Below are 24038 nucleotides of genomic sequence, written 5' to 3'. Positions count from 1 at the left end.
GCGTGGCTTCAGCTACACATTGGCAGAAGGAGATAGCCAGACTTCATATTTAAGAATGACTGCAAATATCTAGCGCTTTTCGCCGCTTCGAGGCATTCTTGCTCTCGGATGGTGCTTTTGGCAGGGAGGATCGCCGATGCGCTGCTTCACGGTACTTGGGCCCTCGCAGACGGGAAAGACGACACTCGTCGCAAAGCTGGCCTCGCTCGAGGGAACGCCCAGAAAGTCAGCCTCTCCATATGGATCAAGCCTGACGGAGTTCGATTTCAAGGACGAAGCGTGGTGTGCGATCGACACACCCGGAGCAAACGAGGCGCTGGCCTTGGCGCAGGATGCCCTGCTCGCTAGCGACGCCTGTATTCTCTGCATATCACCAACACCCGACGAAGCGGTTCTGGTGGCACCCTATCTCCGGGCCATCGAGGCGTCCGGCACGCCCTGTTTGGTTTTCATCAATCGCATGGACGAGCCGCGCGGTCGATTGCGTGACGTCATCGGCGCACTCCAGGCCTACTCAAACCACCCCCTCGTTCTGCGGCAGGTGCCGATCCGCGAAGGCGACACGGTCGTCGGCAGTTGCGACCTGATTTCCGAACGCGCCTGGCGCTATCGCGAAGGTCAGCCTTCCGCGCTGATCGAACTGCCCAAGGACGTTGCCGAGCGCGAGCACGAGGCGCGAACGGAGATGCTGGAGCAGCTCTCGGAATTCGACGATTGGCTTCTCGAGGAACTCATCGAGGATAGAGAGCCGGCAAGCGACACGCTGTTTGCGATTTCGTCGCGCATCCTCAAGGAAAATCGGATCATCCCCGTATTGTTCGGCTCCGCCTCACATAGCAACGGCATCATGCGTCTGATGAAGGCGCTCCGCCACGAGGCGCCGCCGGCAACAGCGCTTCGAACTCGGCTTGCCGCCTCTTCCGCTGCGGACGAAGCGACACTTTCAGCCGTGAGTTTCCACGCTTACCACAAGGCCAATGTTGGCAAGACGGTCCTTGTGCGGGCACTCGTCGATGGCCTGAAACAGGGCGCCTCCCTTGGCGGTCCTACGCTGGGTCCCCTGCAGGAAGCCGGCAACGGAAAACCGATCAGCGGCCCTGTGCAGGCCGGCAGTATCTTTGCCGCTCTGAAATCGGACCATCTGCCCGTGCCCGCATTGCTGACGCAAGCCGGAAGCCTCGAGCCCCCCGACTGGACAACACCGCCGACACCGATGCTGGAGAGGATCCTCATTCCCGGCAGTGAGCGCGACGAGACCAAGCTCTCGGCGACGCTTGCAAAGTTGGCGGAAACCGATCGCGGCCTGAAGGTCATGCAGGAAGAAGGAACCGGCGCGGCATTAATCTGCGCCCAAGGGCCCGTTCACCTGCGCGATCTCCGCAAGACGCTTTCCGAGGTTTTCCGGGTCGAGGTTTCGGAACGCGCACCCAACCCGGTTTACCGGGAGACGATCTCCAAGCCCTCGGACGTCCATTATCGACACCGCAAGCAGACAGGCGGCGCCGGGCAGTTCGCGGATGTGCAACTCAGCGTCAGGCCGAACGAGCGCGGCCACGGGTTTACGTTTGCGGAAAACGTCAAGGGCGGCACCGTGCCGCGAAACTACATCCCGGCCGTCGAGGCCGGCGCCCGCGAAGCGATGGAAAAGGGGCCGCTCGGCTTCCAGGTCATTGACGTCGATGTCACCTTGACGGATGGCCAGTATCACTCGGTCGACAGCTCCGACTTCGCTTTTCGGACCGCCGGAAAGATGGGGGTCAAGCAGGCGCTGTCGCAGGCGTCAGCCGTCCTCATGCAGCCCGTAGTCAGGGTGGAAATCCACATCCCCTCGGTCTACTCAGGCGGCATGGTGACACTCGTTTCCTCGCTCAAGGGACAGGTGCTCGGCTTCGACCGCGACGAGAACGCCAAGGGCTGGGACATCTTTCGAGCGCTGGTACCGGGTGGCGTGCTTGACGATCTCGCCCGGTCGCTCAAGTCCGCAACGCAGGGCATCGGCCATTTCTCCAAGACCTTCGATCATTTCGAAGAGCTCTACGGCAAGGAAGCCGACAGCATCATCAATGCGCATGGTTCAGGCGCCCAGGCGCACTGATCATGCCGGCGGCACGTCGAAGACCTCGCCTGCCCGGAGCGGCCGGAACCGATCCGGGGATATGCCGTGCTCGATCATCGCTGTAGTGAGGGCCTTGACCGGCGCATCGACCGACTCGTCCGTCAGCTGGAATGTGGCGAAGTGGTGCCCGGCAACATAGGCGGCATTGGCAAGCTTCATTCCCATGACCGCTTCATCGGGATTTTGATGCTGGCCCTTCATGAACCAGCGCGGCTCATAGGCCCCGAACGGCAGGATGGCGAGGCGAAAGGCACCATGCTTCTGCTGAGCGGCCCGGTAATTGACGCCGCCGTGAAAGCCCGTATCGCCGACGTGGTAGATCTTACCCGCCGGCGTCGACAACACGAAAGCCGCCCAGAGCGCCATGCGACGATCCCCGGTGCCGCGCGCCGACCAGTGGTGGGCGGGTTCCGCGTAGATATTGATCCGCTCAAGCGAGATGCGCTCGCCCCAGTCCATCGCCGTCACCTGCATGGTGGGGACGGCACGGCGAATGATCGTATCGTTGCCAAGCGGTGTGACGACATGCGGCCGGTGTTTCGTGTGCAGACGGCGAAGCGTGGCAACGTCAAGGTGATCGTAGTGGTTATGCGAAACGAGCACGAGATCGATCGGCGGCAGATCGTCGAACGCGATACCGGGCGCAACGACGCGCTTAGGCCCGGCGAAGGCAAAGGGGCTGGCTCGATCGGACCAGACGGGATCCGTCAGGATGTTCAACCCCGCGACCTGAATTAGCATAGTCGCATGGCCGACCATCGTTACCCTGATGTTCTCGCCGGCGACATGCAAATCCGGCTTGGCTGGCTGGAAAGGGCTCGGAACCGCCTTCGGCCAGCGATCCCGGCCGCCGCCGAACTGCCATCGCATCAGATCTCTGAAACCGAGAGGCTCGATACCGTCAGGATTGAAGAAATGCGTACCGTCGAAGTGATCGGAGACCGGACCTTGATAATAGGGATTGCGTCGTTTGGCCGTGGGCATGCAAGAGCGTTTCCGTTGAAGGAAAAGCAGATCTGGGATCGGGCGCGCGGTTTTGAAAGGCCGAAACGCCGTCTTTTCTCGGCTTTGCCTTGACTCGCGCCGCTTTTTCCTGTTTACCGCCGCTCAATCTGCGACGAGCTTCAAGACTCGAGCCACCGACCGGGACCCGCAAAGGTATAAATCGATCCCGGAGGTCCACACCCGACAGCGCGATGCGCCCTCGGGTGGTTTTTGGCTATGCGTCTTGTTTTCGTCAAGGAAAAGCACAAGGTTTCCGTCTCCAGGAAATCACAAGGAAGAGCCGATGTTTGAGAACCTCCAGGACCGTCTTGGATCCATTCTGAATGGACTGACAGGCCGTGGCGCGCTTTCGGAAAGCGATGTTTCCGCAGCGCTGCGCGAGGTTCGCCGTGCGCTTCTGGAGGCCGACGTGGCGCTCGATGTGGTGCGCGCCTTCACCGACCGGGTGCGCGAGAAGGCCGTCGGCGCCGAGATCCTGAAGTCGATCAAGCCCGGCCAGATGGTCGTCAAGATCGTCCATGACGAGCTGATCGAGATGCTCGGCGGCGAAGGCGTGGGCGTCGACCTACATGCCGCTGCCCCCGTCGTCATCATGATGGTCGGCCTGCAGGGCTCCGGTAAGACGACCACGACGGCGAAGATCGCCAAGCGGCTCACCGATCGCGAGAAGAAGAAAGTGCTGATGGCGTCGCTCGATACGCGACGCCCGGCTGCCCAGGAGCAGCTGCGCCAGCTCGGCGTGCAGACAAATGTTGACACGCTGCCCGTGATCGCGGGCCAGTCGCCGACCGATATCGCTGCGCGCGCCGTTCAGGCCGCCAAGCTCGGCGGCCATGACGTCGTCATCCTCGACACCGCCGGCCGTACGCATATCGACGAGCCCTTGATGGTCGAGATGGCCGACATCAAGAAGAAGTCGAACCCGCATGAAATCCTGCTGGTCGCGGATAGCTTGACCGGTCAGGATGCCGTCAACCTGGCGCGCAGCTTCGACGAACGTGTCGGCATCACCGGCCTGGTGCTCACCCGCATGGACGGCGATGGCCGTGGCGGTGCCGCCCTTTCGATGCGCGCCGTTACCGGCAAGCCGATCAAGCTCATCGGTGTCGGCGAGCGCATGGGTGAGCTCGAGGAATTCCATCCCCGCCGCATCGCCGACCGCATTCTCGGCATGGGCGACATCGTCAGCCTCGTCGAGCGCGCCGCCGAAAACATCGATGCCGAAAAGGCGGCCGCCATGGCCGCCAAGATGGCAAAGGGCAAATTCGACCTCAACGACCTCGCCGACCAGCTGCGCCAGATGCAGAAGATGGGCGGCATGGGCGGCATCATGAGTATGATGCCCGGCATGGCCGGCATGAAGGACAAGATGGCGTCCGCCGGCCTGAACGACAGCCTGTTCGGCCGCCAGCTCGCTATCATCTCGTCGATGACCAAGGCAGAGCGCGCCAATCCCGACATGCTCAAGCATTCGCGCAAGAAGCGCATTGCGGCCGGCTCCGGCACCGACGCCTCCGACATCAACAAGCTTCTGAAGATGCACCGCCAGATGGCGGACATGATGAAGATGATGGGCGGCAAGGGCAAAGGCGGCCTGATGAAGCAGATGATGGGCGGCCTTGCCGGCAAGATGGGCCTTGGCGGCCTCGGCGGCGGCATGCCCGATCTTTCGAACATCGACCCCAAGCAGCTCGAAGCGCTCCAGAAGCAGGCTGAAGCTGCCGGTCTTGGAAAGCCGGGCGGCGGGCTGCCCGGTTTGGGCGGCGGCGGTTTGCCAGGCCTGGGCGGCGCCAAGCTGCCAGGTCTCGGCGGTGGTTTCCCAGGCCTTCCTGGCCTGCCCAAGAAGAAGTGAAGGGGTCGCGTAGAAGATGATTGATCCTGAAATCAAAGCCCAGCTTTCGAACTATCGCCAGTCGATCGACAACATCGACGCCGCGCTGGTCCATATCCTGGCTGAACGGTTCCGCTGCACCAAAGAGGTCGGCGTTCTCAAGGCCAAGTACAAGTTGCCGCCGGCCGACCCGGCGCGCGAGGAATACCAGATCGAACGCCTCCGCCATCTGGCGAAGGATGCCAATCTGGATCCGGATTTCGCCGAGAAGTTCCTGAACTTCATCATCAAGGAAGTCATCCGGCATCATGAGCAGATCGCTGCAGACCACGCCGAAAACGGCGCCGCAGCAAAATGAACCATACCGCCGGATCAGGCGGTCCAGAAAAGTCCAAGGAGTAAAGAAAATGGCACTGAAAATTCGTCTCGCACGCGGTGGTTCCAAGAAGCGCCCGTACTACCACATCGTTCTCGCTGACGCCCGTTCGCCGCGCGATGGTCGATTCCTCGAAAACCTCGGTTCGTGGAATCCGATGCTCGCCAAGGACAACGGCGCTCGTATCACCCTGAACAACGACCGCATTAAGCACTGGCTCGATCAGGGCGCACAGCCGACCGACCGCGTTCTGCGCTTCCTCAACGAAGCCGGCCTCGCAAAGCGTGACGCCAAGAGCAACCCGGAAAAGGCAAAGCCGGGCAAGAAGGCTCAGGAGCGCGCTGCTGAAAAGGCTCAGAAGGCCGCCGACGCTGCTGAAGCTGCTGCTTCCGCAGAATAATCGGGGACTTTCCCTTATCGAACGGGCGGCATGGCGACATGCCGCCCGTTTTCGTTTCCATTCCGCCGCACTTCGTTTAAGAGAAGCCAAGATTTGCGGCTTCATGTGAAGGACGTCATGGCAAAGCTTGAAAATCCCGTTCTGATGGCAACGATCGGTGGCGCCCAGGGCCTGCGCGGCGAAGTGCGCGCCAAGGCCTACACTGCCGACCCGACGGCCCTCGGCGACTATGGCAACCTGCACAGCCTTGATGGCCGTACCTTCGAAATCCTCGACATCCGGGAAATGAAGAACGTCGTTGTCGTCCGCTTCCGCGGGATTAACGATCGCAATGCTGCCGAGGCACTGAACGGACTGGAGCTCTATATCGAGCGCGACAACCTGCCGGACGAGGAACTGGAGGAAGACGAATTCTTCTACGCCGACCTCGAGGGCCTGGAAGCGCTCGACGACCAAGGCGTCAGCTATGGCACGGTGACCGGCGTTTTCGACTTCGGTGCCGGCGACCTCCTGGAACTGAAGGGGCCCGGCAAGCGCCCCGTGTTGATCCCCTTCTCGGAAGCCTCGGTTCTCGATATCGACCTCGAAAGCGGCAGGATCACCATCGATCCCTTGGCTGCCGGCCTCGTCGATACCGAGGATGACAGCGCGAAATTCACGCCAGACACGCCGAAAAAGAAGAAGTGAGGCGGTCGATGGCGTTTCGCGCGACCGTGCTGACCCTCTACCCGGAAATGTTTCCGGGTCACCTCGGCTATTCCCTTGCCGGCAAGGCGATGGAACGTGGCCAGTGGTCGCTCGACACGTTGCAGATTCGCGATTTTGCCACCGACAAGCACCGTACTGTCGATGATACGCCCGCTGGCGGCGGCGCCGGAATGGTGCTCAAACCCGACGTCCTCGCCCGCGCCATCGACAGCGCTTCAGAGAACGACAGCCGTCCACGCCTGCTGATGAGCCCGCGCGGCAAGCCGCTGACCCAGGAGCGCGTGCGCGAACTGGCGTCCGGCGATGGCGTCATCATCGTCTGCGGTCGCTTCGAGGGTGTCGATCAGCGCGTCATCGAAGCGCGCGAGCTGGAAGAAGTCTCGATCGGCGACTACGTGCTGTCGGGCGGCGAGCCGGCGGCGCTGACCGTGCTGGACGCAATCGTCCGCATTCTGCCGGGCGTCATGGGAAACGATCTTTCCGGTTTGCATGAGAGCTTCGAGGGCGGGCTGCTGGAACATCCGCACTACACTCGCCCGCAGCAATGGGAAGGCCATGAAATTCCGGCAATCCTCACGTCGGGCAATCATGGCGCAATCGAAAAATGGCGCCGCGAGCAGGCGCTGCAGCTGACTCGCGAACGACGCCCGGACCTGTTGGAAGAATGAAAAATGCCCGGCCGAAGCCGGGCATTGCATTGTTTGGTGTCAGTTCGTAGCGCCGACTGCGGAGCCACGTGTGCCCATCCGCAACACGTAGTAGACGACACCGCCAATGCCGACGCCGAAGAACCAGCCATAGGTCCCCCACCATTCCGGCAAGATCGACGTGAAAGTCGGGAGAACCGACGAGAACAGCGAGCCGATGATGAAGGCGATGAACGCATTCGTGTGCCAGCCATTCTGGAAGCGGAACTCGCCATTCTCCTGATAGAGGTCTGCTACATTCAGCTCACCCTTCCGTATCAGATAGTAGTCGACCATCATGATCCCGAAGATCGGACCCATTGTCGAACCGATGAAGTTGACGAAGTGTGCAGCACCCGTCTCCCACGGTGCGAAGGGGTAGAGCACCAGCGCGATCAGGGCTGCGATATAGCCGCCGCCCTTGAAGCTGATCTGGCGAGGGAAGACATTCGAGAAATCGAAGGCTGGCGAGACGAAGTTGGCCACCACGTTGATGCCAAGCGTTGCGACGGCAAAGGTCAGGGCGGCAAGCAATGCCAGGAACCAGCTGTCGAATTTCGCCGAGATTGCTTCCGGATGCAGCAACACTTCGCCGTAGACGGTGAATGCGGCTGTGGTCGTAACGCCTGCAACCAGGCAGAAGGCAAGGAGGTTGATCGGCAGGCCCCAGAGATTGCCGGTGCGCAGGGTTTTCGTGTCCTTGGCATAGCGCGAGAAATCGCAGAAGTTCAGGTAGAGCGCTGCGAAGTAGGTAATCCAGGTGGCGGCAACGGCGGCAAGAGCCGGGAAGGTGCCGGGTTCATACGAAATGCCCGCGTCCCTTGTCTTCTCAAGCAGAACGTCGCGCGGAATCTCGCTGCCGAAGGAGAAAGTGCCGGCCTTGGTGACGAGATAGACCGCCAAGACAAGCATCATGATCCAGACGGCGGGGCCGGCCAGGTCCTGGAACTTGCGCACCGTCTCCATGCCGCGCTGAATGATCAGGAGCTGCAGCGCCCAGACGACGACGTAGCAGATCACCTCAAGCGTGGAGTGACCAAGCATGTGGCTGTTCTGATGGAATGACAGCATGCTCTCGTTGCGAATGAGAAGAGCGACGATCGCGCCGGATGCAGCCGCCGTCTGCGCGCCGTACCAGAAGCAGGCGACAACGGCGCGAACCAGAGCCGGGGCATTGGCTCCGAACGTGCCGAACGAGGCGCGTGCAAGTACTGGGAACGGTACGCCCGTCTTGACGCCGGCGTTACCGACGAGGCTCATAAGGAAGAAGATGACCAGCGAGCCGAGACCGATGGCGATCACGAAATTGATGAAGCTGCCGCACAGCAGGAAAAGGCTGGCGGCGAGATAATAGCCCCAAAGGCTGTGAACATCAGAAGTCCACACATTGAAAATGCTGAAGGCGCCCCACTTCCTCTCCTGAGCGGGCGCGAGGTCCTCGTTATATAACGAGGGCGACGGATTACTGACTGTCATTCATTCCCCTCCGAAAACTCCCACGGATCACAATTTGATCCGAAACAGAATCTGCTCCTCGGTTGGGCATTTGACAAATATTTAATCAAATGAGTCACAGGCTTGATATTGTGCAGCGCCGTTGAAGGCCGCGTTTTATCGGCCGACGCAGCGAAATTTCCGGGCCGAAGGGGTGACAAAGCCTGCGCAATACGGTATGCGCACGCCCGGAATGGGAAAACTCCCATCAACCATGCAAAGAAAAACAGACGAATTCGCTCCTGCCCTCACCGGCAAATATCTGAGGCTCGACCAAGGATAGATCGTTCAGAGCGCTCTGGCTGTTGAACCAACAAAGAGGTTGAGTCATGAACATCATTCAGCAGCTTGAGGCCGAACAGGTCGCCAAGATCGAAGCCCAGCGCACGCTTCCTGAATTCTCCCCAGGCGATACCGTTCGCGTCAACGTGAAGGTCAAGGAAGGCAACCGTACCCGCGTACAGGCCTACGAAGGCGTTTGCATCGCTCGCTCCGGCGGTGGCCTGCAGGAGAACTTCACGGTTCGCAAGATCTCCTACGGCGAAGGCGTCGAGCGCGTATTCCCGGTCTACTCCCCGGCAATCGAAAGCGTAGAAGTCGTTCGCCGCGGTAAGGTCCGTCGCGCGAAGCTCTACTACCTGCGCGATCGTCGCGGCAAGTCGGCTCGTATCGTCGAGAACACCGGCACCCGCGCCCGCAAGCTCAACGACGCCGAGCGCCAGGCCGTTGCCGAGGAAAAGGCACGTCTGGAAGCCGAAAAGGTTGCAGCAGCTCAGGCTCTCGCGGCCGAAAAGGCAGCTCAGGAAGCCGCAGAAGCCAAGGCAGCAGCAGAAGCTGCAGCAGCGGCCGAGCCGGCAGCAGAATAAGTTTCAATCCTCACGGATTGTTGGAAAGGGCGACCTTCGGGTCGCCTTTTTTATTGCGCGCGATGATACACAGACGGTCCCCCAAGGAACATTGTCCGGAATTGCGAACAACCCGTGCGGAAAGCATGGCGTTATCAGCAGACCGAGCCTGCCCTATGTCTACCCCGTCTTTAAACGGAGTAGACCATGTCCAATCTCGAAAAATCGGGCACATTCACACTGGGCGACCATGCGGTGACGCGGCTCGGTTATGGTGCCATGCAACTGGCCGGTAAGGGCGTCTTCGGCCCACCGAAAGACCGCGGCGAAGCCATAGCAGTTCTGCGTGAAGCCGTCGAAAGCGGCGTCAACCACATCGACACCAGCGACTTCTATGGCCCGCACGTCACCAATCAGATCATCAGGGAAGCGCTGCATCCTTACAGGGACAGTCTCGTGATCGTAACCAAGATCGGAGCGACACGCGGCCCGGATGCATCCTGGAACCCGGCCTTCTCTCGGGAAGCGCTAACGAAGGCGATCCACGACAACCTGACGAACCTCGGCCTCGATGTGATCGAGGTGGTCAATCTGCGCGCCATGTTTGATGTTCACGGACCCGCGGAAGGATCTTTGGAGGAGCCTCTCACGGTCCTCGCCGACCTTCAGCGCCAGGGCCTTGTCAAACACGTCGGCCTCTCCAACGTCACCGCCAAGCAAATTGCCGATGGCCGAAAGATCACTGAGATCGCTTGTGTCCAGAACCAATACAATCTTGCGCATCGGGAGGACGATGCACTGATCGACCAGCTTGCCGTGGAGCAGACAGCCTATGTTCCGTTCTTTCCGCTCGGCGGCTTCTCACCGCTGCAATCCTCCACGCTTTCGGACGTCGCCGAGGAACTAGGCGCGACACCGATGCAGGTTGCGCTTGCCTGGCTCCTGCAGCGCGCACCGAATATCCTGCTCATACCCGGCACCTCGTCACGGGTCCACCTCAGGGAGAATCTCGCGGTCGCAGACATTGGCTTGCCCGCCGATGCGATTGCGAAATTGAACGGCAGCGCATCGGCAAAAGTGAGCTAGCTTTCGCGGCTGTGATGGAGCCGTTGCCATCCTGTTACTTGGCCGGTGATGCTCGCAATGCATCTCGCAAAAATCTTCGCAGGAAGAGGCGGTCTTTGGGGCCGCCTTTTCTGTTTTTGCACGGCGACATGCGGCAATTCTCTTGCTATCCGCTTCGCAACTATGACAGGTTTCGCGAGCTATATTTCGGGGAGATACCTAATGCCGTTCCGCCGCGACGTCCTTGCAGGACTGACCACTCTCATCCTGTCGCCGCTCGCGACCTTGGCCGCCGATCTTCCCGACCTCAAGGGCAAGGCAGTCGTTGTCGTGACCGAAAACGCCTACCCGCCGCTGCAATTCGTCGACCCGAAGTCCGGCAAGGCGATCGGCTGGGAATATGACGCGATGAACGAGATCGCAAAGCGGCTGAATTTCAAGGTCGAGTACCAGAACACCAGCTGGGACGCGATGATCCAGGCCGTCTCCGACAACCAGTACAACATCGGCATGACCGGTATCACCATCAAGGACGACCGCAAGGCAAAGGTGGATTTCTCCGATCCCTACATGCGCTCGCAGCAGTTCATGCTGGTACGTGGCGACGAAAATCGGTTCACCGACGCGAAAACCTTCGGCGCTTTCAATGAAGGCCTCGTTGGCGCGCAGCCCGGCACCTCGCCTTTTTACACGGCCGTCTATGAAATCCTCGACGGCAATGAGCAGAACCCGCGCATCAAGCTTTTCGAGACTTTCGGCGCCACGGTTCAGGCCCTCAAGGCCGGAGACGTCGATGTCGTGCTCACCGACAGCGTCGCGGCCAAAGGCTATGTCGATGCCTCGAACGGTGGCCTGAAGGTCGTCGGCGGCCCGCTCGGCACCGAAGATTTCGGCTTCATCTTCCCGAAGGGCTCCGATCTCGTGGCGCCCGTCAACGCGGCGATCGCCAGCCTCAAGGCGGACGGCACCTTCGATGCGCTGAACAAAAAGTGGTTCCTCGACTACAAGATGGGACAATGATCCCTTCTTTGGTCAGCACGTAATGGCTCCTCAGCCGACCCCGGTTGGGCAGAGTAAGGGCGACTACCCCTGGTGGCTGGTCGCCCTCGTCGCGATCGGCATCGTCCTTGCCGTCGTCATCGTCACCAACGACATCTACGCGCAGGTCTTCCGCACCGTCTTCAATGGCGTCGGCGTTACCATCTTCGTGACGCTGGTAGGGTTTGCGCTCGCGACCCTTCTTGGCCTTGGCATCGCGTTGCTCGGACTGTCCGACAGTGTCGTGCTTCGCCAGATCTCCCGCTTCTATGTCGAAGTCATCCGCGGCGTGCCGATGCTGGTGCTGCTATTCTATGTCGCCTTCGTCGGCGCCCCCGGCATCGTCGCCGCCTACAACTTCCTGACCAGTCCACTGGTCCAGGCGGGCTTCAGCGAACCGGTGATGGTGCGCGACTTCTCGCTGATGTGGCGAGCGATCATCGCGCTTATGATCGGCTACTCCTCCTTCATCGCCGAAGTCTTCCGCGCCGGCATCCAGTCAGTCGATCAGGGGCAGATCGAGGCCGCCAAGGCGCTCGGCCTCTCGCGCTATCACCGTTTCCGCTTCGTGGTCTTCCCGCAGGCCATCAAGGTGATCTTTCCGCCGCTATCGAACGACTTCGTGGCGATGGTCAAGGACTCGTCGCTGGTATCGGTCCTCGGCGTGTCCGACATCACCCAGATGGGAAAAATCTACGCCTCCGGCTCCTTCCGCTTCTTTGAAACCTACTCGATCGTCACCTACATCTATCTCATCCTGACGATCGGCCTGTCGCTTGCATTGCGCCAGGTCGAGAAGCGGATGCGCAGAAGAGACGGGCGATAGCGGCGTCATGATTCGAATTGCCGCCGTCGCCAAAAATTGATATGTGACGGCCCATGGAATCCAAGTTCAAGTGCATTGGCGCGCATATTTTCGTGCTGCAGGATCATTACCGCCTGCCGGCACGCTTCTTTGCGTCCGTGTCCGGTGCACTCAACAGCCGACTTCGTTGATCGAATGACGGCCGGCGGAGCCTTGTCCGCCCAAACTCTATCTCTCCATACGCATTCAATACGGACACAACGCCATGAGCGCACCGCGTACCCTTTACGACAAGATCTGGGCCGACCATCTGGTTGATGAACAGGCTGACGGCACCTGTCTTCTCTACATCGACCGCCACCTGGTCCACGAAGTCACCTCGCCGCAGGCTTTCGAAGGCCTGCGTATGACTGGCCGCAAGGTTCGCGCGCCGGAAAAGACGCTGGCCGTCGTCGACCACAACGTTCCGACGTCGCCCGACCGCCATCTCGGCATCAAGAACGAAGAGAGCCGCATTCAGGTAGAGCAGCTCGCCATCAATGCCGCCGAGTTCAATGTCGAATACTACTCGGAGAACGACAAGCGGCAGGGCATCGTCCATATCATCGGACCTGAACAGGGCTTCACCCTGCCCGGCATGACGATCGTCTGCGGCGACAGCCACACCTCGACGCACGGCGCCTTCGGCTCGCTCGCCCATGGCATCGGTACTTCTGAGGTCGAGCACGTGCTCGCCACGCAGACCCTGATCCAGAAGAAGGCGAAGAACATGCTGGTGCAGGTCGACGGGCAGCTGCCTGCCGGCGTCACCGCCAAGGACATCGTTCTTGCCATCATCGGTGAAATCGGCACCGCCGGCGGCACCGGCTACGTCATCGAATATGCCGGCGAAGCCATTCGCGCGCTGTCGATGGAAGGCCGCATGACCATCTGCAACATGTCGATCGAAGGCGGCGCCCGCGCCGGGCTGATTGCGCCGGACGAAACCACCTTCGAATACATCAAGGGCAAGCCGCGCGCGCCGAAAGGCGAGGCGCTGGAGCAAGCGATCGCGTATTGGAAGACTCTGAAGTCGGACGAAGGCGCGCATTTTGACCGCGTTGTGAAGCTCAACGCCGCCGAATTGCCCCCGATTGTGTCTTGGGGTTCCTCGCCGGAGGACGTCATCTCCGTTCAGGGCGTCGTTCCGAACCCGGACGAAATCCCGGAGGAGACGAAACGCGCGTCCAAGTGGCGTGCGCTCGACTATATGGGCCTGAAACCCGGCACCCCAATCACCGAGATCAACATCGACCGCGTCTTCATCGGCTCCTGCACGAATGGCCGCATCGAAGACCTGCGCGCCGTTGCCAAGGTTGTTGAAGGCAAGACCGTCGCCTCCACAGTCAACGCCATGATCGTTCCGGGCTCGGGCCTCGTGAAGGAGCAGGCGGAGCAGGAAGGCCTCGACAAGATCTTCAAGGCCGCCGGCTTTGACTGGCGCGAACCCGGTTGCTCGATGTGCCTCGCCATGAACGACGACCGCCTGAAGCCGGGCGAGCGTTGCGCTTCCACCTCGAACCGCAACTTCGAAGGCCGCCAAGGCTTCAAGGGCCGCACGCACCTCGTCTCCCCGGCGATGGCCGCAGCCGCCGCGATCGCCGGCCACTTCGTCGATATCCGCGAGTGGAACTAAGACATGACGGCCTCCCCTCGGAAACGACGGGGAGGCCATCTCAGCAGACACCGGACGCATTCGGTGAGACAATAGCCGCGTTCGAACCTTAGCACCTTTCAGGTGAGCATATGAGCGCTGCAAAACCGTCCACAAAACGACGCCTGCTCCTTCTTCGTCACGCCAAATCCGCATGGCCGGAGAACGTGCCCGACCACGATCGCCCGCTAGCGGGTCGCGGAGAGAAGGCAGCACCGTTGATGGGCCGCTATCTCGCGCGTGAAAAGCTTATCCCCGATCTGGTTCTGGTGTCCTCGGCTCGGCGCACCCAGGAGACCTGGGGGCTTCTTGCCGAAAAGCTTCCGTCTGCGATCGCAAAGCGTGATGCGGAGGACTTGTACGAAGCTTCTGCCGCAAAGATCGCGGCTGTCGTACAAACCATCGATCCCAAGGTTCGGACGCTTATGCTGATCGGGCACAATCCCGGCTTTCAGGATCTCGCAGACGGTTTGATCGGCGAAGGCGATGCCGACGCATGCGCTCGCATCAGGGAGAACTTCCCGACGGCCGCACTTGCGGTGATCGAGTTCGATGCCGATCGCTGGAAGGATCTGAAGCCGCGAAGTGGCATGTTGGAACGCTTCATCACGCCACGCTCGCTTGCCTGAGGTGGCGTCTCTCCCCTCCCTCGAAATAGAGAGAAGGGAGAGCAGAGTTTCGATCAGAAATTGGCCGTATATGGATCCGGCCCCATGCGGGCACTCTTGTCGTCAAGCTTGGCGATTGCCTCCATGTCGGCCGCATCCAGCTTGAAATCGAAGACCTTGAGATTCTCCTCGATCCGCGACGGCGTAACCGACTTCGGAATGACAACAAGGCCGCTGTCGATATGCCAGCGAATGATGACCTGAGCCGGTGTTTTTCCGTGCTTCCTGGCGATCTCACCGATCGCCGGATTGGCGATCAACTTGCCCTGACCGAGCGGGCTCCACGATTCGGTGGCGATGTTCAGCTTCTTGTGCGCTTCCTGCGCAGCCTTCTGCTGGAAATCGGGGTGCAGTTCGATCTGGTTGATGACCGGAACGACGCCGGTATCGCCGATGATCTGTTCGAGATGATCCGGATAGAAGTTCGAAACGCCGATCGAACGAGCACGGCCTTCTTCCCTGATCTTCACGAAGGCCTTCCAGGTTTCGCGATAGAGCCCACGGTGCGGCGACGGCCAGTGGATGAGGTAGAGGTCGACATACTCCATGCCGAGCTTCCTCAGGCTGCCCTCGAACGCGCGCATGGTCGCGTCGTAGCCCTGATCGGTATTGCGGAGCTTGGTGGTAACGAAAATGTCCTTGCGGTCGAGGTCGGACGAGCGGATGCCCTCGCCGACGCCTTCCTCGTTGTCGTAGCCGGACGCCGTGTCGATGTGCCGATAGCCGGCGGCTATTGCCGCACGCACCGTCGGTGCGGCGATCTCCTGGGGCGTCTGCCAGACGCCGAGGCCGACCTGGGGAATTGAATGTCCGTCATGGAAAGTGATGATGGGTTGCTGTGCCACAATATGTCTCCGGAGTTTGAAGAATTGGACGGGGCGTGATTGAAGCCGCGGTTACGGATTTCCCTGCGCGCATTTCAGCCCGTGCGCCGGTCGAAAGGGCATATAGGTCGGCGGGGCTGGTTTATCACCCCCGCGGATCAAAGAACGCGCACGACCGTCCCCTTGCGCATGAACGGCAAGAGGCGCCGCATGTCTCGTGGGTGAACGGCCACGCACCCAGCCGTCGGCTCGTAGCCGGGCTTGATCAGATGGAAGAAGATCGCCGAGCCGCGATTGCGGGCTCGCGAGGTGATATTCCAGTCCATGACGAGGCAGACGTCATAGAGGGCGTCCTTGCGCTTCATTTCCTCATGGCTCGGCCGAAACGGTGCTTTGACTAGCCTGTTGTAGTTCGCGCTATCAGGTTGGTCGCACCACAGCATATCGCTACGGATGCGGAGAACCGCAAGCGGTGACTCAAGACGCGTGAGTCGCTCGCCGCGACGAAAGCCGGAAAGTAGCTTCATCGAGGCAATAGGAGTGGCCCCATCTCCCTCACGCTTGAGCACCGTTCGGCCAGACCGACCGATTGCGGCCGGCACGATAATCGTACCGAACTTGATCAGGGCCCTACTTTTTTTGCCTGGTGCAGGACGAACAACGAGGGTCGTCGACTGTATCGGTCTCGGACGCCTTGTTTTCTCCATTTTTCTCACATGTGGTTGCGATTGCTAGGATTACGATTGAAAACATATAGCATCGTATACGACAACAGCTCGGTTGCCCAATCTTTGCCAATGCTAGCGAATTGGCGTAGGAGTGAGGGACCGCAGGCGAGGGATAGAGCCGCATGACCGCACGCACCATTCTCTTGGTGGATGATGATGACGACCTCCGCGAGACACTCACGGAACAGCTTTCGCTCTACGACGAATTCACGGTGCTTCAAGAAACGACGGCGGCCAAGGGCGTCGAGCGTGCGCGATCAACGCCGATCGACCTGCTCATCATGGACGTCGGGCTGCCCGATATGGACGGACGCGAGGCCGTCAAGCTGCTGCGAAAGGGCGGACTGAAAGCCCCGATCATCATGCTGACCGGTCATGACACGGACTCCGATACCATCCTCGGCCTCGAAGCGGGCGCCAACGACTACGTTACCAAGCCCTTCCGCTTCGCTGTCCTGCTTGCCCGCATCCGCGTGCAACTGCGCCAGCACGAGCAAAGCGAGGACGCCACCTTCAGCGTCGGCCCTTATGTCTTCAAGCCGAGCCAGAAGCTGTTGACGATGGACAGCGGCCAGAAGATCCGGCTGACGGAGAAGGAAGCGGCAATCATTCGCTACCTATATCGCGCCGAGCAGAAGGTCGTCACCCGCGACGTGCTCCTGGAAGAAGTGTGGGGCTACAATTCCGGCGTCACCACGCACACGTTGGAAACCCACGTCTACCGCCTGCGCCAGAAGATCGAGCGCGATCCATCCAACGCCGAGATTCTGGTGACAGAAAACGGCGGCTACAAGATCATCCCGTAGCATGGCTCTGAACGATGACATCCGGCTATTGTCGCAGCTGCCTCTGTTCCACGGCATGTCCGAGGATCAGCTGCGGCTGATCGCCTTCGGCGCGGATCGACGCGTCATTTCGGCAGGCCAGATGCTCTTCCGCGAAGGCTCGCCGGCGGAAAGCGCCTACGTCATCCTCGCTGGCGGCGTCGAACTCAGCCGGACTGGCCGCGATGGCCAACCTGAAGTCCAGAATACGGTCGGACCTGGCACGCTTCTGTCCGAACTTGCGCTTATCACGCTGGTTGAGCGCAAGTTCACGGCCGTTGCAACCGAAGACACGAGTATCATTCGCATCACTCGCTCGCTGTTCCATCGGCTCATCGAGGAATATCCGGATGCTGCCCGGCTGATAGAGAGCCGCATTCGGGACAACATCGCCGAGCTTGCGGCCAAAGCAGTGGCACAGCTCCACCGCTTTGTCTGAATCGATCAGAGATTGAAGTGCGCGGTAACCGGCACATGGTCGGATGGCCGTTCCCAACCGCGCGCTTCCTTCAGGATATCGATGCGCTGCAGGTGTGGCCCGAGGTCCTTTGAGCTCCAGATATGGTCGAGCCGGCGGCCGCGATCGGCCGCTTGCCAGTCCTTGGCGCGATAGCTCCACCACGTATAGAGTTTTTCATTCTCCGGAACGTGTTGGCGCATCAGGTCGAGCCAGGCGCCCCGCTGCATGACCTCAAGAAGGCCTTCGGTCTCCACCGGCGTGTGGCTGACGATCTTGAGCAGCGGCTTATGCGACCATACGTCGTGCTCGAGCGGAGCGATATTGAGATCGCCGACAAGGATTGCCGAGGTATTCGTCTCGCCGTTCGCCTTGAGTTGCTTCATTTCCTCGATGAAGTCGAGCTTGTGCCCGAACTTCGGATTGATCGTCCGATCCGGTTCGTCGCCGCCGGCCGGCACATAGAAGTTATGCAGGCGAATACGCCGGCCACCGCGCTCGAAGACGGCGGAGATGTGCCTGGCATCACCGACGTTGCAGTAGTCCTGACGGTGATCCTCGACGAGCGGGACACGTGAGGCAATGGCAACACCATGATAGCCCTTTTGGCCATGGATGATAATGTGTTCATAGCCCATCGCGCGTAGCGGCGAGGCAGGAAACAGATCGTTTGGCACCTTCGTTTCCTGGAGGCAAAGGATGTCTGGCTTATGCTTGAGGACGAATTGCTCGACGATCGGCATGCGCAACCGCAGAGAGTTGATATTCCAAGTCGTGACCGAGAAGCCCATTCCATTGCCTTTCAAAAACCGGACGAACTGGCTTTAGAGGAAAGGCTGTCGCTATGGAACGGATGCGCACAAAGAAAAACGCCCTGTAAGATTGCAGGGCGTTGTCCTGACAAAACAGCGGGAAATCAATCTCGGTAGGCGGCCGTCCCGGGGATCACTTCGTAAGGCACCCTGAACACCTTGTCGTCGAACTGGATGCCGGTCTTGACGTTGAACACCATGACGGAGGTGTCCTTGCCCTGGTTGTCGGTGATCGTCCACTGACGGAGATCATAGGTCTTCGGATCGAACATCATCGTAATCGTCGAGTTACCAAAGATCGTGTTGTTGCCAAGCGCGATCGTCGTCAGGTCGGATTCCTGCTTCACGCTCTTCACGGAGCCTGCCGAGAGGTCGATCCGCTGTGCCAACAGCAGGCTGAGCGGCGTCTTCGACAATGGATACAAATCCCAGGTCTTGAGCTTCATATTGCCGACGGCAACGTTCTTTCCGTCCGCGATGACACGGATCGGCGATGGGTTGTCATAGTTAAAGCGCAGCTTCCCGGGGCGCTGGATATAGAACTTCCCACCGGTCTGCTCGCCGCGCGGGCCAAACTGGACGAATTCGCCCTGCATCGTCGCAACGCTTGAGAAGTGGTCCGCAATCGCCTGCGCGGTAGAGGCGCTGGAAGCAGCGGCCGCCGCCTGTGCATAGGCCGCAATCGGGATTGCCGACGCCGCAGCGACGGCCAGCGTGCCAAGAAGATGGCGCCGGGTCAGCGAGATGCGGTCCATGACGGAATTGGAGTTGTTCATCTATGTCTCCTTTATGCATTTTGAATGCTGCGGAAACGCGGCGCCTTCATGGCGGAGCTCGCAGGCCTGCATAAACTAACGGTTTCAATGCGATCAGGTTTCCGTGAGGTTGGCATCAATCAATGCTGCCGGCCTCAGCGGTCAAGAATATCGCCCTCGGTCGGAACCAGGATCTCGCGTTTTCCAGCATGATTGGCGGGACCGATGATGCCTTCCTGCTCCATCCGCTCGATCAGTGATGCGGCGCGGTTGTATCCAATGCCAAGTCTGCGTTGAATATACGACGTCGATGCCTTTCCGTCACGTAGAACGATGGCCACGGCCTGATCGTACGGATCGTCGGATTCAGAAAGATTGGACGTTCCCGCCGGACCACCGCCATAGTCGCCATCTTCGTCCTCGTCAGCCGTAATGGCGTCGAGATATTGCGGCGCGCCTTGCGTCTTCAGGTAGGAGACGATCTCCTCGACCTCCATATCGGCAACGAACGGGCCGTGGACGCGCTGGATGCGTCCGCCGCCGGCCATATAGAGCATGTCACCCATACCGAGCAGCTGCTCCGCGCCCTGTTCGCCGAGGATGGTGCGACTATCAATCTTCGACGTCACCTGGAAGGAGATGCGGGTCGGGAAGTTTGCCTTGATGGTGCCGGTGATAACGTCGACAGACGGGCGCTGGGTCGCCATGATGACATGGATGCCGGCGGCACGCGCCATCTGCGCCAGTCGCTGCACCGCGCCTTCGATGTCTTTGCCGGCAACCATCATCAGGTCGGCCATCTCGTCGATGATGACGACGATATAAGGCATCGGCTGCAGGTCGAATTCTTCCGTCTCGTACATCGCCTCGCCCGTGTGGCGGTCGAAGCCGGTCTGCACGGTGCGCGAGATCACCTCGCCCTTGGCAAGGGCCTGTTCGACGCGGCTGTTGAAGCCGTCGATATTGCGGACGCCGATCTTCGACATCTTCTTGTAGCGCTCTTCCATCTCGCGGACGGTCCACTTGAGCGCAACGACAGCCTTTTTGGGGTCCGTGACGACAGGCGAGAGAAGATGCGGAATGCCGTCGTAAACAGACAATTCGAGCATCTTAGGATCGATCATGATCAGGCGGCATTGCTCCGGCGTCATGCGGTAGAGCAGCGACAGGATCATTGTGTTGATGGCGACTGACTTACCCGAGCCTGTGGTACCCGCAACGAGCAGGTGCGGCATCTTGGCCAGATCCGCTATGACAGCTTCGCCGCCGATGGTCTTGCCGAGCGCCATGGCAAGCTTCGCCTTCGAGCCCTCGAAATCGCGTGAAGCGATGAGTTCGCGCAGATAGACGGTTTCGCGCGTGGAGTTCGGCAGCTCGATACCGATGGCATTGCGGCCCGGCACGACAGCGACGCGGGCAGCGATCGCGCTCATCGAGCGGGCGATATCGTCGGCCAAGCCGATGACGCGCGACGACTTGATACCGGGAGCAGGCTCCAGTTCATAGAGGGTTACAACCGGACCGGGACGGACGTGGATGATTTCGCCCTTGACACCGAAATCCTCGAGCACGCCTTCGAGCATGCGCGCATTCTGTTCCAGCGCATCGGCAGACAGCGTCGAATCACGCACGACATTCTTCGGTTCGGCGAGGAGATGCATCGACGGAAGCTGGAAGCCCTCGGGGCGGATGAACGATCCCTGTTGCTCGCGTTCGACGCGGGCGCCGGGTTTCGGCCGCGCCGTCGGCTGTACCACGCGCGGCTCCGAACGTCCGCCGGCGGGCTTGGAGGGAGCGCGCATCATCCAGTCGTCGTCATCAGGCAGAATGTCGGCTGGACGCGGCGGCATATCATCGAACGGCAGATCGTCATCGTCGTCGTCATTGAGCGAGATGGACGGCGCGGAAACAACACGGCGCTGTGAGGCGGCGCGCGGATCCATCGATGGATCCATGCGCTCTCCGCGTGCAGCCGGCACCTTGGCGCGGACCGGCTCATTCAGCTTGCCAAACTCGTCATCATTGAAGTCGTAGGGCGACTCGAAATCATCCTGCCGCCGTTTGCGAGGGCCCATGCCGAGCAAGCGACGCATGCGAGCCTGGCTCATGTACCAGGCATGCGTCAGCGCGCCGAACGCCAGCCAGCCGCCTTCATCGTCATCTTCTTCCTCGTCACCTACCGAGGGCAGCTTGGAGCGGCTTTTTGCGTAGTCTTCCGCAGCTTCGTCCTCATCCTCCTCGTTGCGACCGACGAGACCGGCAGAAAACAGCAGCATCCAGACGGTGGGGATGGCGAATACGCAGCCAACCGCTGTTGCGAAGGCGCCGGTCGGATAGGCGCCGACAAACAGCGCAGGGAACCGCAGGATCATGTCACCGATGACACCGCCGATACCGTTGGGAATCGGCCAGGTGAGCGGCGGCGGGAAGCAACCTATTACGGCGGAAGAAAGCACCGATCCCAGACCCCAGGCGGCGGCGCGCGCCGGGATGCGGCTGATGCGGCGTCCTGAGATCAATGCAAGCGCCCAGGCGACCACAGGCAAAAGCGCGACGACGCTGGCAAGTCCGAAAAACTGCATTGCAAGGTCGGCAAAGGCAGCCCCGCTATAGCCTAGAATGTTGGTCGGATCGTTTCCTGTTGCATAGGAGTAGCTCGGATCCGCAACATTCCAGGTCGCAAGCGCAGCAACGGCCAAAGCGAGCAGCAGAAAGATCCCGAAGCCGATAAGGGTTTGCGCCTGCCGGAACATGAAGCCCGAAAGGGAAAAACGGTCAGGCCGGCCATCCATTGCAGGCGATGTGCTTCTTGCCATGTGTGTACCCGTCCAATGCGTGAGAGCGTGCGAATCGCCAAGCGTCTGCGCCCAGTACCTTCGCCCCACCTAATCAAAGGACGGTTAAAGCGGTATTAACCATGCCACCCCCACATCTTGCATCTGAAAATAAAAAAGCCCGAACCTATGGAGGTCCGGGCCAAAAGCGGACTATTCGGACGAATAGGCCGCGACGGGCTGTTCAGCGGCGCCTGTTATGCAAGCGCCGCAATGCCTAGATTACGAATGGTACGCGGCTTCGCCGTGGGTTGCGAGGTCGAGACCCTCGCGCTCCGCTTCGACAGAGACGCGCAGACCGATGACGACATCAACGATCTTGTAGAGGATGAAGGAACCGATGCCCGACCATGCGATCGTCGTCAGGACGCCCTTCAGCTGGGCGAAAACCTGCGTCGCGGTACCCGGATAGCTGGCCGCGAAGTCGGCCGTCGAGTAATCGACGATGCCTGCGCCGCCGAGCGCCGGATTGACTAGGATGCCAGTGCCGATGGCGCCGAGGATACCACCAACGCAATGCACGCCAAAGACATCGAGCGAGTCATCATAGTTGAACTTGTTCTTCACGACGTCGACGAAGAAGTAGCAAACCGGCGAAACGATGAGGCCGAGGACGATCGAACCCATCGGGCCTGCGAAACCTGCTGCCGGCGTAACGGCAACCAGGCCGGCGACGGCACCCGAAGCTGCGCCGAGCATCGACGCCTTGCCGCGAGTGAAGTTTTCGACGAGGCACCAGGACACAGCCGCTGCAGCCGTTGCGACGAAGGTGTTGATCATCGCGAGCGAGGCATAGGCGTTGGCTTCGAGGTTCGAGCCGGCATTGAAGCCGAACCAACCAACCCACAGAAGTGATGCGCCGACCATGGTGAGGGTCATGGAGTGCGGAGCCATGATTTCCTTCTTATAGCCGGTGCGCTTGCCGAGCATGATGGCCCCGATCAGACCGGCGATACCGGCATTGATGTGGACGACCGTACCGCCAGCGAAGTCAAGTGCGCCGTAGGAGAAGATCAGACCCGACGGCGAGGTGTAGGAGCTCGGACCGCCCCAGAACCAAACCATGTGTGCCATCGGGAAGTAGACGAAGGTGACCCACAGAACGACGAACAGCATGACGGCCGAGAACTTGATGCGCTCGGCGAAAGCGCCGACGATCAGGGCAGGCGTGATGCACGCGAAGGTCATCTGGAAGCAAACGTAGGTCAGCTCCGGAATGGCAACGCCCTTTGTGAATGTTTCGGACAGAGTGGTCGTGTCGACGCCTGCGAGGAAAGCCTTCGAGAAGCCGCCGACGAAGCTGTTAAGCGAGCCGCCGTCCGTAAATGCGAGCGAGTAGCCGTAGGTCACCCAGATGATCATCACCACTGCCGTGATCATGAAGACCTGCATGAGAACGGAGAGCATATTCTTGGCGCGAACCAGACCGCCGTAGAAGAGGGCGAGGCCCGGGATCGTCATCAGCAGGACGAGAACCGTGGAGATCATCATCCAGGTATTGTCGCCCTTGTCGACCGTCATCGCAGGAGCAGCAGCGGCGGCTGCAGGAGCAGCTGCATCCTGCGCGAAAGCGACGGCGGGCGCGAGCAGCGCAGCCGACGCAGCAGCAAGCCGCGCATAGGTGGAAGAAAACTTCGAAATTGACATTGAAACAGGCTCCCTTGCTCTGCGGCTCTTACAGCGCTTCTGTGTCGGTTTCGCCGGTGCGAATGCGCACGGCATGGTCGATCGAATAGACGAAGATCTTGCCGTCACCGATCTGGCCGGTCTTGGCAGATGAGGCGATGGCTTCGACAGCCTTGTCGACGAGTTCGGAGGCGACCGCGATCTCGATCTTGAGCTTCGGCAGGAAGCTGACCGCATATTCGGTGCCGCGATAAATTTCAGTATGCCCCTTCTGGCGCCCGTAGCCCTTCACTTCGGTCACGGTCAGGCCTTGGATGCCGATCGCCGTGAGGGCTTCGCGCACCTCATCCAGCTTGAACGGCTTGATAATGGCCATCACAATTTTCATCTGGTTTCCCATCCTTCGTTATCCTCGGCACGGAGCCGACTCTCCTTGCCGCTGACGTTC

23 protein-coding genes are annotated in these 24038 nt (G+C 60.3%); 14 read left to right on the top strand and 9 right to left on the bottom strand.

Going from position 1 to position 24038, the window contains the following annotated elements; all coding sequences use genetic code 11:
• The first annotated feature begins 136 nt into the window (after positions 1-136).
• On the top strand, positions 137-2095 hold the full coding sequence (locus tag FHT77_RS11290) for an elongation factor G (protein ID WP_183755137.1): 1959 nt from the start codon (positions 137-139) through the stop codon (positions 2093-2095).
• On the opposite strand, the gene FHT77_RS11285 is transcribed toward FHT77_RS11290, so the two are convergent.
• Positions 2096-3100: an MBL fold metallo-hydrolase gene (locus FHT77_RS11285; RefSeq protein WP_183755136.1), complete on the bottom strand. Its 1005-nt coding sequence runs from the start codon at positions 3098-3100 to the stop codon at positions 2096-2098. It lies immediately after the preceding gene.
• Between the two features lie 304 nt (positions 3101-3404).
• Between FHT77_RS11285 and ffh the strand changes: the two genes are divergently transcribed.
• The 5 genes from ffh (at position 3405) to trmD (ending at position 7104) form a co-directional block, all read left to right on the top strand.
• Positions 3405-4973 (top strand): signal recognition particle protein, encoded by a 1569-nt coding sequence (ffh, locus tag FHT77_RS11280; protein WP_183755135.1) that lies wholly within the window; start codon positions 3405-3407, stop codon positions 4971-4973.
• A gap of 16 nt (positions 4974-4989) precedes the next feature.
• On the top strand, positions 4990-5310 hold the full coding sequence (locus tag FHT77_RS11275; RefSeq protein ID WP_016556656.1) for a chorismate mutase: 321 nt from the start codon (positions 4990-4992) through the stop codon (positions 5308-5310).
• Positions 5311-5359: 49 nt separating this feature from the next.
• The gene (gene rpsP / locus FHT77_RS11270; RefSeq protein ID WP_016556657.1) at positions 5360-5728 is read left to right on the top strand and encodes a 30S ribosomal protein S16; all 369 of its coding nucleotides are present in this window, start codon (positions 5360-5362) and stop codon (positions 5726-5728) included.
• A 117-nt stretch (positions 5729-5845) separates the two neighbouring features.
• Entirely contained in the window at positions 5846-6415 is a 570-nt protein-coding gene (gene rimM / locus FHT77_RS11265) for a ribosome maturation factor RimM (RefSeq protein ID WP_016556658.1), read from the top strand.
• A gap of 8 nt (positions 6416-6423) precedes the next feature.
• The gene (trmD, locus tag FHT77_RS11260; protein ID WP_183755134.1) at positions 6424-7104 is read left to right on the top strand and encodes a tRNA (guanosine(37)-N1)-methyltransferase TrmD; all 681 of its coding nucleotides are present in this window, start codon (positions 6424-6426) and stop codon (positions 7102-7104) included.
• Positions 7105-7143: 39 nt separating this feature from the next.
• On the opposite strand, the gene FHT77_RS11255 is transcribed toward trmD, so the two are convergent.
• Positions 7144-8598, bottom strand: coding sequence for an NCS1 family nucleobase:cation symporter-1 (locus FHT77_RS11255; protein ID WP_183755133.1), 1455 nt, complete (start codon positions 8596-8598; stop codon positions 7144-7146).
• Positions 8599-8945: 347 nt separating this feature from the next.
• On the opposite strand from FHT77_RS11255, the gene rplS reads away from it, so the two are divergent.
• The 6 genes from rplS (at position 8946) to FHT77_RS11225 (ending at position 14691) form a co-directional block, all read left to right on the top strand.
• Positions 8946-9482, top strand: coding sequence for a 50S ribosomal protein L19 (gene rplS, locus FHT77_RS11250; protein ID WP_016556661.1), 537 nt, complete (start codon positions 8946-8948; stop codon positions 9480-9482).
• A 186-nt stretch (positions 9483-9668) separates the two neighbouring features.
• The gene (locus FHT77_RS11245; protein WP_183755132.1) at positions 9669-10547 is read left to right on the top strand and encodes an aldo/keto reductase family oxidoreductase; all 879 of its coding nucleotides are present in this window, start codon (positions 9669-9671) and stop codon (positions 10545-10547) included.
• 201 nt (positions 10548-10748) lie between these two features.
• The gene (locus tag FHT77_RS11240) at positions 10749-11546 is read left to right on the top strand and encodes a transporter substrate-binding domain-containing protein (RefSeq protein ID WP_183755131.1); all 798 of its coding nucleotides are present in this window, start codon (positions 10749-10751) and stop codon (positions 11544-11546) included.
• A gap of 22 nt (positions 11547-11568) precedes the next feature.
• Positions 11569-12390 (top strand): amino acid ABC transporter permease, encoded by an 822-nt coding sequence (locus tag FHT77_RS11235; protein WP_183755130.1) that lies wholly within the window; start codon positions 11569-11571, stop codon positions 12388-12390.
• 244 nt (positions 12391-12634) lie between these two features.
• Positions 12635-14044 (top strand): 3-isopropylmalate dehydratase large subunit, encoded by a 1410-nt coding sequence (leuC, locus tag FHT77_RS11230; RefSeq protein WP_016556667.1) that lies wholly within the window; start codon positions 12635-12637, stop codon positions 14042-14044.
• Positions 14045-14154: 110 nt separating this feature from the next.
• Positions 14155-14691 carry a SixA phosphatase family protein gene (locus tag FHT77_RS11225; protein WP_183755129.1) on the top strand — a complete coding sequence of 179 codons (537 nt, stop codon included), beginning with the start codon at positions 14155-14157 and terminating at the stop codon, positions 14689-14691.
• Positions 14692-14744: 53 nt separating this feature from the next.
• Here FHT77_RS11225 and FHT77_RS11220 read toward each other — a convergent pair whose 3' ends face one another.
• On the bottom strand, positions 14745-15575 hold the full coding sequence (locus FHT77_RS11220; RefSeq protein WP_183755128.1) for an aldo/keto reductase: 831 nt from the start codon (positions 15573-15575) through the stop codon (positions 14745-14747).
• Positions 15576-15712: 137 nt separating this feature from the next.
• Positions 15713-16261 (bottom strand): L,D-transpeptidase family protein, encoded by a 549-nt coding sequence (locus FHT77_RS11215; RefSeq protein ID WP_210280863.1) that lies wholly within the window; start codon positions 16259-16261, stop codon positions 15713-15715.
• 143 nt (positions 16262-16404) lie between these two features.
• Here FHT77_RS11215 and FHT77_RS11210 point away from each other — a divergent pair, with 143 nt between their 5' ends.
• On the top strand, positions 16405-17088 hold the full coding sequence (locus tag FHT77_RS11210) for a response regulator transcription factor (protein ID WP_016556671.1): 684 nt from the start codon (positions 16405-16407) through the stop codon (positions 17086-17088).
• A gap of 1 nt (position 17089) precedes the next feature.
• On the top strand, positions 17090-17545 hold the full coding sequence (locus FHT77_RS11205) for a cyclic nucleotide-binding domain-containing protein (RefSeq protein WP_183755127.1): 456 nt from the start codon (positions 17090-17092) through the stop codon (positions 17543-17545).
• Between the two features lie 5 nt (positions 17546-17550).
• Here the strand turns inward: FHT77_RS11205 and FHT77_RS11200 are convergent, their stop codons facing one another.
• The 5 genes from FHT77_RS11200 to FHT77_RS11180 all read right to left on the bottom strand — a co-directional run bounded on the left by FHT77_RS11200 (position 17551) and on the right by FHT77_RS11180 (position 23990).
• On the bottom strand, positions 17551-18354 hold the full coding sequence (locus FHT77_RS11200; protein ID WP_183755126.1) for an exodeoxyribonuclease III: 804 nt from the start codon (positions 18352-18354) through the stop codon (positions 17551-17553).
• A gap of 125 nt (positions 18355-18479) precedes the next feature.
• Positions 18480-19151: an outer membrane lipoprotein carrier protein LolA gene (locus FHT77_RS11195; protein ID WP_183755125.1), complete on the bottom strand. Its 672-nt coding sequence runs from the start codon at positions 19149-19151 to the stop codon at positions 18480-18482.
• A gap of 134 nt (positions 19152-19285) precedes the next feature.
• On the bottom strand, positions 19286-21946 hold the full coding sequence (locus FHT77_RS11190) for a DNA translocase FtsK (protein ID WP_183755124.1): 2661 nt from the start codon (positions 21944-21946) through the stop codon (positions 19286-19288).
• 240 nt (positions 21947-22186) lie between these two features.
• Positions 22187-23611, bottom strand: coding sequence for an ammonium transporter (locus FHT77_RS11185; RefSeq protein ID WP_183755123.1), 1425 nt, complete (start codon positions 23609-23611; stop codon positions 22187-22189).
• Between the two features lie 28 nt (positions 23612-23639).
• Positions 23640-23990: a P-II family nitrogen regulator gene (locus FHT77_RS11180; protein WP_019280527.1), complete on the bottom strand. Its 351-nt coding sequence runs from the start codon at positions 23988-23990 to the stop codon at positions 23640-23642.
• Positions 23991-24038: the final 48 nt, after the last annotated feature.

Source organism: Rhizobium sp. BK181 (assembly GCF_014193305.1).
Lineage (GTDB): Bacteria > Pseudomonadota > Alphaproteobacteria > Rhizobiales > Rhizobiaceae > Rhizobium.
Note: the sequence above shows the minus strand (reverse complement) of the source record. Positions and strands in the feature narration are given on the sequence as shown.